The organism is Roseococcus pinisoli, assembly GCF_018413645.1.
Lineage (GTDB): Bacteria > Pseudomonadota > Alphaproteobacteria > Acetobacterales > Acetobacteraceae > Roseococcus > Roseococcus pinisoli.
In genome coordinates, this window is sequence record NZ_JAHCDA010000001.1 from 1,708,149 (window position 1) to 1,723,354 (window position 15,206).

The 15,206-nt window shown below is 69.6% G+C and carries 13 protein-coding genes; 6 read left to right on the forward strand and 7 right to left on the reverse strand.

What is annotated here, in order from left to right; all coding sequences use genetic code 11:
• Window positions 1-138 precede the first annotated feature (138 nt).
• The 3 genes from KHU32_RS08370 to KHU32_RS08380 all read right to left on the reverse strand — a co-directional run bounded on the left by KHU32_RS08370 (window position 139) and on the right by KHU32_RS08380 (window position 4,240).
• On the reverse strand, window positions 139-993 hold the full coding sequence (locus KHU32_RS08370; protein WP_213669532.1) for a MaoC family dehydratase: 855 nt from the start codon (window positions 991-993) through the stop codon (window positions 139-141).
• On the reverse strand, window positions 990-3,083 hold the full coding sequence (locus KHU32_RS08375) for an acetate--CoA ligase family protein (protein ID WP_213669533.1): 2,094 nt from the start codon (window positions 3,081-3,083) through the stop codon (window positions 990-992). The genes KHU32_RS08370 and KHU32_RS08375 overlap by 4 nt, the downstream gene beginning before the upstream one ends.
• 77 nt (window positions 3,084-3,160) lie before the next feature.
• On the reverse strand, window positions 3,161-4,240 hold the full coding sequence (locus tag KHU32_RS08380) for a M20/M25/M40 family metallo-hydrolase (RefSeq protein ID WP_213669534.1): 1,080 nt from the start codon (window positions 4,238-4,240) through the stop codon (window positions 3,161-3,163).
• 12 nt (window positions 4,241-4,252) lie between these two features.
• Here KHU32_RS08380 and KHU32_RS08385 point away from each other — a divergent pair, with 12 nt between their 5' ends.
• Genes KHU32_RS08385 through KHU32_RS08405 form a run of 5 tightly spaced genes read left to right on the forward strand, consistent with a single transcriptional unit; the run spans window position 4,253 to window position 9,278 of the window.
• A complete protein-coding gene (locus KHU32_RS08385; RefSeq protein ID WP_249680619.1) occupies window positions 4,253-5,407 on the forward strand; it encodes a threonine synthase in 1,155 nt (384 codons plus the stop codon).
• Between the two features lie 46 nt (window positions 5,408-5,453).
• The gene (locus tag KHU32_RS08390) at window positions 5,454-6,953 is read left to right on the forward strand and encodes a M81 family metallopeptidase (protein ID WP_249680628.1); all 1,500 of its coding nucleotides are present in this window, start codon (window positions 5,454-5,456) and stop codon (window positions 6,951-6,953) included.
• Window positions 6,950-8,041 carry an alanine racemase gene (locus KHU32_RS08395; RefSeq protein ID WP_213669536.1) on the forward strand — a complete coding sequence of 364 codons (1,092 nt, stop codon included), beginning with the start codon at window positions 6,950-6,952 and terminating at the stop codon, window positions 8,039-8,041. Before KHU32_RS08390 ends, KHU32_RS08395 begins: the two co-directional genes overlap by 4 nt.
• On the forward strand, window positions 8,038-8,451 hold the full coding sequence (locus KHU32_RS08400; protein WP_213669537.1) for a 4Fe-4S dicluster domain-containing protein: 414 nt from the start codon (window positions 8,038-8,040) through the stop codon (window positions 8,449-8,451). The genes KHU32_RS08395 and KHU32_RS08400 overlap by 4 nt, the downstream gene beginning before the upstream one ends.
• Window positions 8,448-9,278 carry a heterodisulfide reductase-related iron-sulfur binding cluster gene (locus KHU32_RS08405; protein WP_213669538.1) on the forward strand — a complete coding sequence of 277 codons (831 nt, stop codon included), beginning with the start codon at window positions 8,448-8,450 and terminating at the stop codon, window positions 9,276-9,278. Before KHU32_RS08400 ends, KHU32_RS08405 begins: the two co-directional genes overlap by 4 nt.
• A gap of 18 nt (window positions 9,279-9,296) precedes the next feature.
• Here KHU32_RS08405 and KHU32_RS08410 read toward each other — a convergent pair whose 3' ends face one another.
• From KHU32_RS08410 to trxB, 3 genes are all read right to left on the reverse strand, one after another.
• Window positions 9,297-10,967 (reverse strand): GGDEF domain-containing protein, encoded by a 1,671-nt coding sequence (locus KHU32_RS08410; RefSeq protein WP_213669539.1) that lies wholly within the window; start codon window positions 10,965-10,967, stop codon window positions 9,297-9,299.
• A gap of 404 nt (window positions 10,968-11,371) precedes the next feature.
• Window positions 11,372-12,265, reverse strand: coding sequence for a LysR family transcriptional regulator (locus tag KHU32_RS08415; RefSeq protein ID WP_213669540.1), 894 nt, complete (start codon window positions 12,263-12,265; stop codon window positions 11,372-11,374).
• A complete protein-coding gene (gene trxB / locus KHU32_RS08420; RefSeq protein ID WP_347265519.1) occupies window positions 12,265-13,236 on the reverse strand; it encodes a thioredoxin-disulfide reductase in 972 nt (323 codons plus the stop codon). The genes KHU32_RS08415 and trxB overlap by 1 nt, the downstream gene beginning before the upstream one ends.
• Window positions 13,237-13,393: 157 nt before the next feature.
• Here trxB and KHU32_RS08425 point away from each other — a divergent pair, with 157 nt between their 5' ends.
• The gene (locus tag KHU32_RS08425) at window positions 13,394-13,852 is read left to right on the forward strand and encodes an Lrp/AsnC family transcriptional regulator (RefSeq protein ID WP_213669542.1); all 459 of its coding nucleotides are present in this window, start codon (window positions 13,394-13,396) and stop codon (window positions 13,850-13,852) included.
• 149 nt (window positions 13,853-14,001) lie between these two features.
• Here KHU32_RS08425 and KHU32_RS08430 read toward each other — a convergent pair whose 3' ends face one another.
• Window positions 14,002-15,204: a threonine ammonia-lyase gene (locus KHU32_RS08430; protein WP_213669543.1), complete on the reverse strand. Its 1,203-nt coding sequence runs from the start codon at window positions 15,202-15,204 to the stop codon at window positions 14,002-14,004.
• Between the last annotated feature and the right edge of the window lie 2 nt (window positions 15,205-15,206).

The following is a 15,206-nucleotide window of genomic DNA, read 5'->3' on the forward strand; positions in this document are numbered from 1 at the left end:
TGTTGGCTACCTATCGATCTTGTTCGCAGAGGAAGCGCCAGGCCCTCAAGCACCCCGGCAAGAACCTCAGGTTCTTGCCGCCCCGAAAAGTCAGAGGCCAGGGAACGGGGTGAGAGGGCAGCGCCCTCTCACTTTGTCTCACGCGAAGCGGAACAATCCGTTGCTCACCACCACCACGTCGCGCTCCACCACGCGCGCGCGGAAGGACGCGCCGCCCGCCTCGCGCCAGATCTCCGTGCGGATGGTCTCGCCGGGATAGACGGGCGAAGAGAAGCGCAGGTCCATCCGGCCGAACTTCGCCGGATCGTAGTCGCAAAGCTCGCGCATCAGCGCGTGGCAGACCACGCCGAAGGTGCAGAGCCCGTGCAGGATCGGCGCCTTGAAGCCGGCCTTGGCCGCCACGTCGGGGTCGATGTGCAGCGGGTTGTGGTCGCCGTTCAGGCGGTAGTAGGCCGCCTGCTCGGGCCGCGTCGGCAGGTCGAGCGTGACCTCGGGCGCGCCCGCGGGCTCGGGATGCGGCGCCTTCACCGGGCCGGGCTGGCCGCCGAAGCCGCCGTCGCCTCGGGCGAAGGTGGTCTGCTCGATGGTGGCGAGCTTCTCGCCCGTCGCCTCGTCGCGCACCACGCGCTCGGAATAGATGAGCGCGCCCTTGCCGGCGCCGCGATCGACGATGCCGGTGACGCGGGTGGTGCCGACGAGCGTGCCCGAGGCGGGCAGGGGCTTGTGCAGGATGAGCGACTGCTCGCCATGCACCACCTTCACCCAGTCCACCCCGGTCTCGGGCGCCTTCACCCAGAAGCCGGGATAGCCCAGCACCACCGCCATCGAGGGCATGGCGCGGATCTCGGGCTCATAGGTGAAGGGCAGCTGCCGGCGGTCCAGCGGATCCTGGCCCAGGCCGATGGACAGGTTGTAGAGCGCCACATCCTGCCAGCGGACTTCCGTCCGGATCTCCGGGACCGGATAGGCGAGGAGCTTTTCCTCGACGATCACGCGCCGATCTCCAGCACGGCATCCGCCGCATAGGCGCCCTCGCCCTCGGGCAGCACCAGCAGCGGGTTGATGTCGATGGAGACGAGCTGCGGGCCCGCCGCCGCCGCGAAGGTGGAGAGGTTGGCCAGCGCCTCAGCCAGCGCCTTCACGTCGGCCTTCTTGCGCCCACGCACGCCGTCCAGCAGAGGAAAGCCCTTGAGGCTGCGGATCATCTCCTCGGCCGCGGCGGCGTCGAAGGGGCAGCGGCGGAAAGTCACGTCCTTCAGCACTTCGATGAAGATGCCGCCCAGCCCCACCATGGCGACCGGCCCGAAAACTGGATCGCGCACCATGCCGAGCGCCATCTCGACCGCGCCCTTGATCTGCTTGGCGACCAGCACGCCCTCGATCCGCGCGCCAGGCGCACGCTCAGCGGCGCGGGCCAGCAGGGTGGCGAAGCCCTCGCGCACGGCGGCCTCGCTGTCGATGTCCAGCAGGACGCCGCCGATCTCGCTCTTGTGCAGGATGTCCGGGCTCAGGATCTTCAGCACGACCGGGAAGCCGAATTCCTTCGCGGCAGCCACCGCGGCCTCGACCTCGGCGCAGCCGCGCTCCGGCACGGCGGGGACGCCGGCCGCGGCGAGGAGGCGCTTGCCCTCGGCCTCGGTGGGCGTCTGGGCGGGCAGCGTCACCTTCGGCAGCAGCCCGGCGACCGCCTCGGCCTTGGCGAAGGACTGGCCGAAGCGGCCGAGCGCGTGCAGCGCCGTCACCGCGCGGGTCGGGTCCTCGAAGACCAGGAAGCCGTCGGCCTCGTATTCGCGCACCATGTCCGGCGGCGCGATGATGGACAGCGCCCAGAGCCGGTCGGGATGCTCCTCCATCACGGCCTTGAGCTGCCCGCGGATCTTCGGCGCCACGCTGCGCGAGCCGCCGACCTGCGAGAAGAAGATGAGGCAGGAGGAATAGCCGCCATCCACCGCCATGCTGCGCGTGAACTCGCCGACCATCTCGATCTGGTTGATGGCCTGGGCGGTGCAGTCCACGGGGTTCCGCGGCGCGCAGAAGGAGATGAGGCTGCGTAGCTTGTCCTGCGCTGCCTGGGGCATGGCCGGCATGGGGAAGCCCACCGCATCGGCCGCGTCGGAGATCAGCACGCCGGCGCCGCCCGAGACGGTCATGACGCCCAGCGTGTTCTCGGCCGGGTAGATGCACTTGGTCGCCGCATAGGCGATGTCCAGCAGCTCCTCCGTGTTGCGGGCGCGGACGACGCCGAATTCCTGCAGCACGGCGTCGGTGATGGCGTCGTCGCCGGCGATGGAGGCGGTGTGTGACTGCGCGGCCGCGCCGCCGAGCTCGCTGCGGCCCACCTTCATCATCACGATCGGCTTGCGGTTGGCGCGGGCCAGCCGCAGCGCGGCCAGGAACTTCTCGCTCTCGCGGATGCCCTCGGCATAGGCGCAGATCACGTCGATGTCCGGGGACTGAGCCATCCAGCCCAGCACGTCGCCGAGCGCGACCTCGCCTTCGTTGCCGGTGGTGACGACGATGTTCGCGCCGATCCCGCGGTCACGCGCCAGCGAGAAGAGGTGCGTGCCATAGGCGCCCGACTGGCTGGCGATGCCGATGCGCCCGCCGGGCACGGGCCAGCCGCTGTCGAAGGAGGCGGTGAAGGTCGGGTAGAAGCCGATGGAATCGTTGAAGAGGCCGAGGCAGTTCGGCCCGAGCAGGCGCATGCCGTGCTTCTTCGCCGTGGCCACCAGGCGGTCCTGCGCGGCGGCGCCGGCCTCATCGACCTCGGCAAAGCCGGCGGTGAAGACGATGGCCGCCTTGCAGCCCTTCTGGCCGAGTGCGTCGATGGCCTCGATGGCGGCTTCGCCCGGCACCGCGACGACGGCCACGTCCGGCACGGCCGGCAGGCTCGCCACGTCCGGATAGGCCGGAAGGCCCTGCACGGTCGCGCGCTTCGGGTTGACCGGGTAGATGGCGCCCTTGAAGCCGCGCTCCTTCATGTAGGCGATGGGACGGCCGCCGATGCGCGTGGCGTCGTCGGACGCGCCGATGAGCGCGAAGGACCGCGGGCTGATCAGCGGATCGAGCGAAGAGAAATCCATCTTGTTCCGTTTCCTCCGGGAACTCCGGCCACCGGGCCGGGGAGGGGCATCGCCGCCGGGCGGCGCGCCCCAATGTCTTAGCTTTGCAACATGCTTTGGAAGATCGTGACGGCCCGCGCAAGCTCCGCCACCGGCACCTGCTCGTGCGGGGTATGGGCGAATTCGATGCTGCCCGGGCCCATGATCACGCAGGGCGCGACGGCCTGGAGCTCGGAGGCATCGGTGCCGTAGGGGGCGGTGCGCGGCGCCTGCCCGGTGATCCGGCTGGCGAGCTGGATCAGCGGATGGTCCACCGGCAGCTCGGGCGGGCGGCCCTCGCGCATCTCCTCGAGGGTCAGGCCATTGGCCTGGGCCGAGTCCCGCATGGCCGTGACGACCGGCGTCGGGTCGATGCGATGGCTGTAGCGGAACTTGATCCGCGCCGTGGCCTTGGCCGCCGTCACGTTCACGGCCGTGCCATGGTTGTCGATGACCAGGTTGAAGTCGCTGAACGGCGGGTCGTAGGCCGGGTCCTGCAGGGAGGCGTCGTTGCGCAGGCGCTCGAACATGGCCTTCACCTCCACCAGGAAGGGGATCAGCGCCCAGTTGGCGTTCGTGCCCTTGCCGGTGGAGGAATGCGCCTGCACCCCCTCGGCCGTCGCCGTGAAGGCGATATGCGCGCGATGGCCGCGGACGGGGATCAGCCCGGTCGGCTCGGCGACGATGGTGCCGCGCAGCTCGGCGCGCTTCGCGAGCACGGAATGCTCGGCGATGGTGCGGGCGCCCTGCTTGGTCGTCTCCTCGTCCGTCGTGATGAGCAGCGTGGCGCGCGGGCTGGCCTTGGCCGCCATGATCGCGGCGGCGACATTGGCCTTCATGTCCACAGAGCCGAGGCCGTGCAGGATGCCGTCGGCGACGCGGCCGCTCCAGGGATCGTCCGTCCAGCCCGTATTGGGAACCGTGTCCATGTGGCCGGAGAGGGCGAAGCCGCCGGGGCCGCCGCGATGGGCCACCAGGCAACGCTTCTGGACGCCGGCGGCGTCGGTGTAGTCCAGCCGCTCGACCTCGAAACCGGAGAGCTCGGCTTCGATCCGGTCGGCGACGGCGATGTTCGAGAGGGGACTGCGGCTGTCGATCCGCACCAGATCGACAGCGAGACGAACGAGGTCATTTTCCATGGAGGCGCAGGCTTGCCCGAAGCGGGCGCGCGCGCAACCCTGCGGCCCATGCCTTCCTATATCGATCCGCGCTCCGGCCGCACCTACCCCCTCGAGACCCCCCGCTGGTGCGGGGATGACGGCGCCCCCTTGCTGGTGAGCGACCTGCCCGGCATCGGGCGGGATGAGATCGCCGGCGGCATCCGCAGCATCTGGCGCTACGCCGCCGCGCTGCCCTTCCTGCCCGCGCAACCCATCACCATGGGGGAAGGTTGCACGCCGCTGGTGGAGCACGAGGTCGGCGGGTCGACGGTGCTGCTGAAGTGCGAATGGTTCATGCCGACGGGCAGCTTCAAGGATCGCGGCGCCTCGGTCATGCTCTCCCTCCTGCGCGAGCAGGGCATCGACGCCGTGCTGGAGGACAGCTCCGGCAATGGCGGCGCGGCGATCTCGGCCTATGCCGCGGCGGGCGGGATGGCGGCGACCATCTTCGTGCCGGCCAGCACCAGCCCGGCCAAGACGGTGCAGAGCCGGGCGGTGGGCGCTGCCATCACCCTGGTCCCGGGATCGCGGCAGGACTGCGCGGACGCCGCGGAGGCCAAGGCGAAGGAGATCTTCTATGCCAGCCACAACTGGCAGGCCTTCTTCCTGCAGGGCACCAAGACGCTGGCCTATGAGCTCTGGGAAGACCTGGGCTTCAAGGCGCCGGACAATGTGATCGTGCCCTGCGGCGCGGGCTCCAACGTGCTGGGGGCCTATATCGGTTTTTCGGAGCTGCTGCGGGCGGGCCAGATCCGGAAGCTGCCGCGCATCTTCGCCGCCCAGCCCGAGAATTGCGCGCCCATCGCGCGCGCGGCGCTGGGGCTCGATCCGGTCGAGGCGAAGCCGACCATCGCGGAGGGCACGGCCATTTCCAAGCCGCTGCGCACCGCCGAATGCCTCCAGGCCATGCGGGAAAGCGGCGGCGGCGCGGTGATGCTGAGCGAGGCGGAGATCGCGGCCGCGGCGCTGAGCCTGGCCAGGCGCGGCGTCTATGTGGAGCCGACCTCGGCCCAGGCGGCGGCGGCCGTGCCGAAGCTCATCGCGGCGGGCAAGATCGCGGCGCGGGAGACGACGGTGGCGGTGCTGACCGGCACGGGCATCAAGGCGACGCAGCGCTACGCCGAGATGGTGGGGGTGAAGATTTGAGTTTGGGCATGAGCGAGCGCGCCGGCGACGCGATGAGGGTATGAAAATGAAGAACCCGCGTATCGCCCTGCTGGGCTTCTCCATCGAATGCAACCGCTTCGCGCCCGTCGCGACGGAAGCCGACTTTGCCTATCGCTGCCTGCTGCGCGGTGACGCGATCGTGACCGATTCCCGCAGCCCGTCGCCCCAGGCGCTGGGCGAGACGCCGGGCTTCGTCACCGACATGGACGCCGCCGGCCCCTGGCAGCCGCGCCCCGTCCTGCTCGCCATGGCCGAGCCCAACGGCCCGGTGGACCACGCCTTCTTCGAGGCGCTGATGGCCGAATGGCAGGCCGGCCTGCGCGCCCTGCGCGGCCAGGTGGATGGCGTCTTCTGCGTGATGCACGGCGCGGGCCTCACCACCGTGCTCGACGACCCGGAGGGCGCCGTGCAGGCGCTGGTCCGCGCCGAGCTGGGCGAGCTGCCCTTCGTCTGCAGCTACGACCTGCACGCCAATGTCTCGGACGCCAATGTGGCGCTGAACGACGCCTATGTCGGCTACCTCACCAACCCGCACATGGACATGCGCGAGCGCGGCGCGGAGAGCGCGCAGCTGTTGCGCCGCCTGCTCGCCGGCGAGCGCTTCGTGCGCGCGCATCGCCGCCTGCCCATCGTCGCGCCCACGGTGTCCCTGCTCACCGCTCAGGGCCCCTATGCCGAGGTCATCAACCTCGGCCAGGAGCGCCGGGCCGCCGATCCGCGCATCGCCAATGTCTCCGTCATGGCCGGCTTCGCCTATGGCGACACGCCCTTCAACGGCATGACGGCCGTCGTCACCGGCACGCATCAGGGCGCGGTGGACCGGCTGGCCGACGAGTTGGCGGAGGCCGCCTGGGCGCGGCGGGACCGTTTCGTGGCCAGACTCACGAGCCTGGAGGAGGCGACCGAGAGCGCGCGGACCAGCGACACGCCGCTCGCCTTCGCCGATGTCGCCGACAATCCCGGCGGCGGCGGAAGCGGCAATACCATGTGGCTGCTCGAAGCCTTCCACCGCGCCGGCGTGCAGGGCGCGGTCTTCGGTGTGATCCATGATCCGGAGCTCGCGGCCGAGGCGCATGGCCTGGGTGTCGGGAAGACCTTCGAGGCGCGCTTCAACCGTTCCGCCGCGCAGGATCCCTTCCGCCGGCCCTTCGCGGCCGAGGCCAAGGTAATGGCGTTGTCGGACGGGCATGTGACAGGCCGCCGCGGCATCTTCGCCGGCACGGCCATGCAGCTTGGCGAGACGGCCTGGATCCAGATCGATGGCATCTCCGTCGTCGTCATCAGCCAGCGCACGCAATGCGCGGACCCGGCCTTCCTCGAGCATCTGGGCATCGATGTCGGCAAGGCCCGCGCCGTGGTGGTGAAGTCCCGCGGGCATTTCCGCGGCGGCTTCGATGAATTCTTCAGGCATGAGCAGGTCGTGGAGGTCGATGCCCCCGGCCTGACCTCTCCCATCCTCACCCGCTTCGACTGGAAGAAGCTTCCGCGGCCCGTTTTGCCGATCGACCAGGACACTGACCGATGAACCTCGACGACATCCAAACCCCGGCCCTGGTGCTCGACCTCGGCGCGCTCCGGCGCAACCTCAAGCTCATGACGGATGCGCTGGCGCGCCATCCCGGCGTGGTGCTGCGGCCGCACATGAAGACGGCGAAGTCCGTCGAGGTCGCGAAGCTGGCCGCGCCGGATTTCGGCCCGATCACCGTCTCGACGCTGGCGGAGGCCGAATATTTCGCCAAGGCTGGCTGGATCGACCAGATCTACGCCGTCGGCATCACGCCCCAGAAACTGGAGCGCGTGGCCGCGATGAACGCGGCGGGCGCCCGCATCAAGATCATCACCGACGACGTGGAGATGGCGGAGAAGATCGCCGCCCATCCCGGCCAGCTGGCGGCGCTGGTCGAGGTGGATAGCGGCGAGCATCGCGGCGGCATCGTGCCGGAGGGGGCGATGGCTGTGGCGCAGGCGCTGGGCAAGAAGATGCTCGGCACCTTCACCCATGGCGGGCATTCCTATGCCGGCCGCAGCGAGGCCCAGATGGCCGAGGTCGCCGAGGCCGAGCGCAAGGCCGTGGCCGATACCGCCCAGGCCATGCGCGACGCGGGGCTGAAGGTGAAGATCGTCTCCATGGGCTCCTCGCCCACCGCGCTCTACGCGAAGAGCCTGGAAGGCGTCACCGAGGTGCGCGCGGGCGTCTACATGTTCGGGGACCTGTTCCAGGGCCAGATCGGCACGCATCCGCTGCAGGACATCGCCGTGACCGTGCTGGCCAGCGTCATCGGCAAGCGGCCCGATCGCGGCACGGTGCTGCTCGATGCCGGCGCAATGGCCATGAGCAAGGATCGCAGCACGGAGGCCGCGCCCAAGGATTACGGCTTCGGCCTGATGCTGGATATCGATGGCCAACCGAGCTTCGGCGATGCCATCATGCGCCGTGCCTATCAGGAGCACGGCGAGGTGGTGGTGCCGGGCGGCGAGACCTTCCGGATCGGCGACAAGGTGCGGGTCGCGCCGAACCACACCTGCATGACCGTCGCCGCGCATACGCAGTACCACGTCGTGGACGGCAGCAAGGAGGTGATCGGGGTGTGGGACCGCGTGAACCACTGGTGAAAACGGCGCCTCACGCCGACCTGGCCGCGCTGCGGGCAAGCGAGACGGCGCGCATGCTCGCCGCCTGCACGCAATGCGGTGCCTGCTTCGACGCCTGCCCGATGATCCCCTACGCGCCCGACGCCAAGGGCGCCGACCCGGCGCAGACCGTCCGCGGCGTGCTGGACGTGCTGACGGGCGGGGAGGGCGATGCCGCGGCCCGCGGCTGGATCGCCGCCTGCACCCGCAGCGGCAGCTGCAACGACGCCTGCCCCGAGGCCGTCGATCCCATGTTCATGCTGCGCCTGGCCAAGTACCGGGCCAACGAGACCGGCATGCTGCCCAAGCGGGATGCGATGGAGGCGATGTCGCGCGTGAAGGTCTTCGCGCGGCTGCTCTTCTCCGAAGACGAGCAGAGGGACTGGCTATGACCAAGAGCGTCTTCTGGTACGGCTGCAACATGACGCGCCACAGCGAGATCATCCGCCTGAGCGAGCGCATGCTGGCGGCGGTGGGGGTCGAGGCCGCGCCGGTGGGCGGGCCCTCGGCCTGCTGCGGCAGCACCAAGGAGAGCACGCCCCCGATCGCCGAGGCCATGGGCGACCGCACCATGAAGGCCTTCAACGCGAGCGGGGCGCCGCGCGTCATCACCTGGTGCCCCTCCTGCCATATGAATCTCGACGACTTCATGGGGCAGACCAACGACCAGAATTTCGACAGCCAGCACCTCTGCGAGGCGCTGTACGAGCGCCGCGCGGCGCTGGCCCCCCTGCTGACCCGGACGGTGAAGGCGCGCTTCCTCGTGGACCGGCATGTGGGCTTCAACGGACGCGTGCCGGTGAACGAGATCATCCCGGAGCTGCTGTCGATGATCCCGGGCGTCAGCTTCGCCGACCATGCCTATCGCGCGCCGAGCTACATGTGCTTCGCCCTGGCCCCCATCCCCGGTGCCCTGGCCGACGTCCAGCGCGCCACCCTGGCGGCGATGAAGGAGACGGGGGCGGACACGCTGATCACCATCTTCCACTCCTGCCACCGCGAGATGATCGGGCTGGAACGCGACCACGGCATCCGGGTGGTGAACTGGGTGCATCTCCTCGCGGAGGGCATGGGGCTGCCCTACGAGGACGAGTACAAGGCCTGGCGCAATGCCGAGGACCCGCTGGCGGCCATCGGCCCGGCGCGCGTGGCGGCGGCGGGCGAGGCGGCGGTCAGGAAGCTCGTGGTGCCGGAGCTGACGCGGCCGCGCCAGGTCTGATCGCGACGTTCCGACCGGTCAGGCCAGGTCCTGGCTGGCGACGCGGTTCCGCCCTTCCAGCTTCGCCCGGTAAAGCGCCGCATCCGCCGCCGCGACCAGCCGGGGCCAGATTCCCGGCTGGCGCTCCGCCTGCGCGGTGCCGAAGCTGGCGGTGACCTGCACGGTCTGCCCGGTCTCGAGCTGATAGGGGAAATCCTGCACGGCCCGCCGCAGCCGCTCCGCGGATTCGGGCGCATGGTTCTCGTCGCAGGCCAGGATCACGCAGAATTCCTCGCCGCCGAAGCGGGCCAGGATATCGTCCGACCGCAGAACGGCGCGCAGGCGCCGCACCGTCTCCTTCAGCACCTCGTCCCCGCTCATATGGCCGAAGGTGTCGTTGATTTTCTTGAAGTGATCGATGTCGAGCATGATGGTGCTGATGCGCTGCGAGGCGTCGCCCGCCTGGGTCATCTTCTCCGCCAGTCTTTCCAGCGCGTGGCGGTTGAGCGCGCCGGTGAGCCCATCGGTCTCCGCCTGCTGGCGGAGCTGTTCGGTCATGGCCATGCGCTCGATCAGCTTGGTGCGCAGCGAGGCCAGCGCGTCGTAGAGGTCGCGCATCTCGCCGTGCGGCGGGGTGTGTTCGGCGGTCTCGTCGAGCTTGCCGTCGGCCAGTTCGACGACCCTGTGGCGGGCGCGGAGCAGGGGGCGGAAGACGCGGGTCTGGCTGGCGACGAGCAGCAGCAGCACCAGCATCAGCGCGAGGCCGGAGACGGCTGCGACGAAGAAGAGCGACCGTCGTGCGGCCGCCGCACGGGTCTCCAGGAGGGCGATGGTCGCGTCGATATAGGCGTCGCGCAGTTCCTCGAGCGGCCGGAAGGTCGGCACGATGGAGGCGGTCAGATCCGTCGCGGTCATGGTATAGGCGCCCGACTGCGCCTCATCGATGGAACGCGTCAGGAGATCCATCCCCTCGCCCATGAAGCGCGCGGCGACCGCCGCATGGGCCTCGCGGGTGGCGCGATCGCTGCTCGGGCCGGTCAGCTGCGACGCCAGCTGCCAGAGCTCGCGGACCCGACCTTCGGTACGGTGGAAGGCCAGGAGGTCCTGAGGGGCGATCGGCTGCCCATGGACCATCGGGATGACGAGATAGGAGCCGAGCCGCCCCGCGAAATCCCGGAGCTCGCTCAGCATGCGCATCACCAGCGCGCGGCCCACGACATCGGTCTCCGTGTCCAGCAGGACCTCGATGCCGCGGTCGATGAGCAGCCGCGTCGCATCATAGGCCGAGAACATGCCTTCCGCCGCGGCGCCGACATCCTCCATGCCATAGGCGGCGACCGCGAGGTCGCCCAGCCGATCGACCTCGCGGCGGGCGGTCGCCAGGGCCCGCCGGAGTGGGGGGATGGAGAGCGCGAGGGCCGGCGTCCCCGCAGCCCGTTCGATGACGGCATCGGTCGCGGCGCGGGCGTCGCGCAGAAGTCGGAAGGAGGGGCCGTCGGGGTCGGGATCCTCGCTCATCACCCGATTGGACGGACCACGCTCCGCCGAGACCCGGTTGGCGACGTCGAGGGCGATGCGGAAGGCGGCCAGGCTGTCCAGGCTGCGCCGGCTGGCCTGCAGGTCGCGATGGGACTGAAGGATCAGGCCGGTGCCCAGCGCCAGGCAGCAGGCCATCACGAGGATGATCGTTGTCCAGAAGCGGAAGATCATGCCGTGCCCGTCCTCGCGCTGCTGCGCATCCGTCCTCCCAGGGCCGAAAGCGGCCGTCGGGATGTTCCAGCTGAAACCGGGCCAATTTCATGGCGGGTCGGCAAATTTTGTCTGAAATTACAGTAAAAAGCCCTGCGCCTGCCAGTCCGGATCTCAGCTTCGCCAGCGAAGGGCCGCACCATCTCCCCTTGGAGGAGAATTGTCGGATGGACCAGACAAAAAAGAAGCCCCGCGAGGCTTTCGCCAAGCGGGGCAGTCATACAGGGAGACTTCACGTCTGGAAGACGCAGGATCGGGAGACCCTATCGACGCCGAAGCATCGATGCCTACGAATTTAGACGGTTTTGAACTCTGTGTAAGATGGCTTTCCTTGAGTCAGCATTGCACGAAATGCATGCAGGGCTTCAGTTGCTGTTCCCGGTCAGTTCCGAGACCAGGAAGTCGCGGAAGACCGATACGCGCTTCGACGACCGCATTTCTTCCGGATAGACGAAATATGCATTGATCTTGGGCGCCTTCAGCTCCGGCAGCACGGTCACGAGGCCTTCGAGCTCGTGGCCCATGTAGTCCGGCAGGGCGGCGAGGCCGAGGCCCGACTGCACCGCGCGCAGCATGCCGTTGAGGCTGTTCACCTCGACCGTGCCGCGGCGCGCCTGGCCGGGGCGGCGGCCCACCTCGGCGAGCCAGTTGATGTCCTCCACCGGCGGGCGGTAGTCGCCCCAGATGATCAGGCGGTGCGCGTCCAGGTCTTCCTGCCGCTGCGGGATGCCCTGCTTCTTGAGGTAGTCGGCGCTGCCCACGACCCGCCACGCGAAGGTGGCGATGTGCCGCTGGATCAGGTCCGGCTGACGCGGGGCGTGCATGCGGATGGCGACATCCGCCTCGCGCATGGCGAGGTCGAGGTCGGCATCGTCCAGCACCACGGAGACGTTGATCTCCGGATAGGCTTCCAGGAAGCGGTGCAGGCGCGGCGACAGCCAGGACCCGCCGAAGCCGGTGGTCGTGGTCACCTTCAGCCGCCCTGCTGGTCGTTCCCGGCCCTCGGTCAGCAGCGCCTCGGTCATGGCGAGCTTGGCGAAGACGTCCCGCACGGTGCGGTTGAGCGTCTCGCCGGCCTCGGTGAGGATCAGGCCGCGGGCATGGCGGTGGAACAGCGGAACCGACAGCGCCTCCTCGAGGGCCTGGATCTGCCGCGAGACCGCGGATTGCGAGAGCGCGAGCGTCTCGCCGGCATGCGTGAAGCTTCCCGCTTCGGCGACCGCGTGGAAAACGCGGAGCTTGTCCCAGTCCAATGGCATCAGGCGACGGCCTTCTCTTGGGCGTGTTCCTGCTCCGCCAGGAATTTTTCCGCATCAAGGGCTGCCATGCAGCCCGTGCCGGCGGCGGTAACGGCCTGGCGGTAGATTTTATCCGCCACGTCGCCGGCGGCGAAGACGCCGGCGATATTGGTTCGCGTGCCGCCAGGGGAGACGGCGAGGTAGCCCGACTCGTCCATGTCGAGCTGGCCGCGGAACAGCGCGGTCGCGGGATCATGGCCGATGGCGACGAAGATCCCGTCCACCGCCAGCTCGCGGCGCTCGCCCGTCTTCACGTGGCGCAGGCTCAGCGCGCGGGCGACGGGGCGGCCGGCATCGGTGCCGAGCATCTCCTCGGTCGCCATGTCCCACAGCACGGTGATGTTCTCCTTGGCGAAGAGCCGCTGCTGCAGGATTCGCTCGGCCCGCAGCGTGTCGCGGCGATGCACCAGTGTGACATGCGAGGCAAGGTTCGAGAGGTAAAGCGCTTCCTCCACGGCGGAATTTCCGCCGCCGATCACCGCGACGTCCTTGCCGCGGAAGAAGAAGCCGTCGCAGGTCGCGCAGGCCGAGACGCCGAAGCCCGAGAGCTCCTGCTCGCCCGGAATGCCCAGCCAGCGGGCCTGGGCGCCGGTGGCGATGACCACGGACTCGGCCAGATAGGTGTCGCCGCTGTCGCATTCGGCGCGGAAGGGCCGACGCGAGAGGTCCACCTTGGTGACGATGTCGTACTTCAGCTCCGTGCCGACATGCTCCGCCTGCGCCCGCATCTGCTCCATGAGCTCCGGACCCTGAACGCCCGTGGCGAAGCCCGGATAATTCTCGACGTCGGTCGTGATGGTGAGCTGCCCGCCGGGCTGCATGCCGGCGACGAGAACGGGCTTGAGACCCGCCCGGGCCGCATAGATGGCGGCGGTGTAGCCGGCGGGACCGGCGCCGATGATGAGGAGACGGGTCGACAATATAGCGGGCACGATTGAATCCGGTGATGGCGTGTGTTGGACGCATATCTGCCCATCTTGCCCTGCGGGACAAGGCTGCGGCTTGCATATCCGCGCTTCCGCAATGATATTGCGCAGTAATCTTATATCGGGCAATGAATCTACGCGCCGTAAAACGGTTTGGGGACACATGGCAGAGCTGGACGCGATCGATCTGCGAATTCTCGCTGAGCTTCAGGCAGATGGGCGGATCACGAACGTGGAGCTCGCGAGTCGCGTGGGCCTTTCGGCGCCGCCTTGTCTCCGCCGGGTGCGCCGGCTCGAGGAGGCCGGGGTCCTGCGCGGCTATCACGCCGATGTGGAGCCGGCCGCGCTCGGCTTCGAGGTCACCTTCTTCGCCATCGTCGGGCTGGAGAGCCAGAAGCAGGCCGTGCTCGACGCCTTCGAGGCGGATGTGGTCGCCTGGCCGGAGGTGCGGGAGTGCCACATGATCCGCGGCGGGGGCGACTTCCTGCTGCGCCTCGTGGCTCGTGGCACGCCGCACGAGAACGAGCTGACGAACCGGCTGACCAGCGCGGCGAATGTGCTGAAGGTCCAGACCCTGCAGACCATCCGGACGGGCAAGAACGCGGCCGGCGTGCCGTTTTAATCGGACCTCAGGCGCCGGCGCGCCCTTCGGGCGCCTGGCTTCGCCGCGCTACGGAGCGCCAGGCCGGTAGGTCACTGGGGCGGCGCCGGCCGCTGTGCGGCCGGATTCCCTGAACGGGTGCCCTGGTCTTGGCGGCCGCCGGCCGGGGCTCAGCCCCGCCGGACGACGTATTCGCCGGCTTCCAGGGCCGCCACGATGGCATCCGCCTGGGCGCGATCGCGCACCTCGATCATGAGCTCCAGCTCCGCCGTCTGCACGGAGGGGGCTGCGAAGAGGCGCTGGTGGCTGACCTCGATGACATTGCCCCCGGCGGCCGCGACGCGCGTCGCGATGTCGGCGAGCACGCCCGGACGGTCCGGGATGTCCAGGTGCAGCCGCAGCAGCCGCCCGTCCCGCAGCAGGTTGCGCAGCAGGACGTTGGAGAGCATGCGCGGGTCGATATTGCCGCCGCAGACCGGCGTGGCGACCCGCTGGCCGGCAAACCGGTCCGGGTAGGTCAGCAGGGCCGCGACGCCTGCGGCGCCGGCGCCCTCGGCCACCGTCTTGGCGCCCTCGACCAGCAGGGCGATGGCCTGCTCGACGGCGCGCTCCGGCACCATCAGCACCTCGATGCCGAGGCGCTGCAGGATGTCGACCGGCATCTCGCCCACGTCGCGCACGGCGATGCCCTCGGCGATGGTCGGGCCGCCCACGCTGACGGGCCGGCCGGCGAGGCGCTGGCGCATGGCCTGGTAGCCCTCGACCTCGACGCCGAAGACCTTCACGCCCGGCCGCAGCTCGGCCGCGACGATGGCGCAGCCCGCCACCATGCCGCCGCCGCCCACGGGCAGGATCATGGCGTCGAGCTCCGGCGCGTCCTCGAACATCTCGAGCGCCATGGTGCCCTGGCCGGCGATCACCGCGGGGTCGTCATAGGGATGGATGAAGGTCAGGCCCTGCTCGCGCGCGAGCTGATGGGCATGGGCCGCGGCCTCTGCCAGCGTCTCGCCGTGCAGCACCACGCGGGCGCCGAAGCGCTCGGTCCGGACGACCTTCGTCGCCGGGGTGAACTTCGGCATGACGATGGTGGCCGCGACGCCGAGCAGCGTCGAATGCCGGGCGACCGCCTGGGCGTGGTTGCCGGCCGACATGGCGATGACGCCGGCCGTGCGCTCCCGCTCGGTCAGCAGCGCCAGCCGGTTGGCGGCGCCGCGTTCCTTGAAGGCCCCGATGGCCTGCAGGTTATCCAGCTTCAGCAGCACCTGCGCGCCGCAGGCGGCGTCTACCGCCGGGTTCTGGATGCTGGGCGTGCGAAGCACACGCCCCTGGATGCGCGCCGCGGCGGCGCGCACATCAGCCAATGAAACGGGCATCG